Source organism: Collinsella aerofaciens (assembly GCF_015556945.1).
GTDB lineage: Bacteria > Actinomycetota > Coriobacteriia > Coriobacteriales > Coriobacteriaceae > Collinsella > Collinsella aerofaciens_AO.
Map to the genome: position 1 here is coordinate 1 of NZ_JADNNH010000064.1, position 1,472 is coordinate 1,472.

At 67.3% G+C, this 1,472-nt stretch carries 1 protein-coding gene; it reads left to right on the forward strand.

All coding sequences use genetic code 11. From position 1 onward, the window contains the following. Nucleotides 1-141 precede the first annotated feature (141 nt). Entirely contained in the window at nucleotides 142-1,401 is a 1,260-nt protein-coding gene (locus tag I2F59_RS09835) for an IS256 family transposase (protein WP_458795922.1), read from the forward strand. The last annotated feature ends 71 nt before the right edge of the window (nucleotides 1,402-1,472 follow it).

Here is a 1,472-nt window from a genome sequence, read left to right on the forward strand (position 1 = left end):
GATCGCGTCGGAAATGTTGGTGTAAGCGCGCCGACGGCTGACCGCCAAACGCAAGCGGCCCCTGTCCTAGAATCTGGAATTGCTACATAACACAGGTTCTGGGAAAGGACAGGGACCGCTATGGAGATATTAGCAGACGCGATGCCGGATAAGGCCGCCATCCCGAGGTCGACCGACGGGATGGTCGACATCCAGTCGCTGCTCAGGCTGCTCGCCGAGCAGGTGGTCAACGCCATCATGGACGAGGAGGCCGACCAGCTCTGCGGCGATGGGGCCAACAGCAGGAACGGCTACCGCAACCGCACGCTCGAGACGTGCGTGGGCACGCTCAACCTGAGAATCCCCAAGCTCAGGACGGGTAGCTTCTTCCCCGAGGACGTCCTCGAGCGCTACCAGCGCGTCGACCGCGCGCTCGTCGCGGCGGTGGCCGAGATGTACGCCACCGGCACCAGCACCAGGAAGGTGCAGAGGATAGCCGAGAAGATGGGCATCGAGAGGCTCGGCAGGGACCGCGTGAGCGCGATCGCCGCGACCCTCGACGCCGAGATAGCCGACCTCGCGGAGGGGCCGCTCGATGCGCGCGCGATACCCTACATCTGGCTCGACGCGACCTACGTCAAGTGCCGCCGCGGGGGCCGCGTGGCTTCGACCGCGGTGGTCACGGCGATAGGCTGCGACGAGTCCGGCTGGAGGCGGGTGCTGGGGGTGTCCGTGGTGGACACGGAGTCCTACGAATCGTGGCTCGGTTTCCTGCGGAAGCTGCGCGACCGCGGCGCGACCGGCACCGAGCTCGTCGTATCCGATGCCCACGGGGGCCTGGTCAGGGCCATAGGCGAGGTCTTCCAGGGGGCGGCCTGGCAGCGATGCGCCGTGCACCTGATGCGCGACTGCATGCGCGAGGCCGGCTCCTGGCAGCTGAGGCGCCGCGTGGGGCGCATCGTCTCCTCGGTCTTCCGCGCCGGGGACGCCGCCACCGCCGTGGCCATGTACCACGCGGCATGCGAGATGCTGGAGGGGTGCTGCCCGAGGGCGGCGAGGGTGCTCGAGGAGGCGGAGCCCGACGCGCTCGCGTACCTGGACTTCCCGCCGTCGCACTGGAAGCGCCTGCGCACCAACAACGTGCAGGAGCGCGCCAACAGGGAAATCAAGCGCCGCTCGCGCGTGGTGCAGGTCTTCCCGTCGGAGAGTTCGCTGCTCAGGCTCGTGGGCGCCGTCATGTGCGACCAGGCCGAGACATGGTCCGGCTCGCGCTACTTCTCGGAGAGGAAGATGGCCGAGATGCATGACGCCGCGTTCAGAATGGGTGCCGCGGGCGAGCACAACTGGGCGGAGCTGGAGAAGGCGGCCAGGAAGATGCTCGAATCCAGCCTGGAACTTGCCGACAGCGTGGAGGCGGCCTAGGATATCAACTGATTCCGGATATCGGACACAGGGGCCGCAAGGGCCCTTACACCAACTTTCTCGACACTACC

What these genes read in the sequence shown, in the direction of transcription:
- I2F59_RS09835 (WP_458795922.1), top strand. Translation starts at nt 142, where the DNA reads ATGCCGGATAAGGCCGCCATCCCGAGGTCGACCGACGGGATGGTCGAC.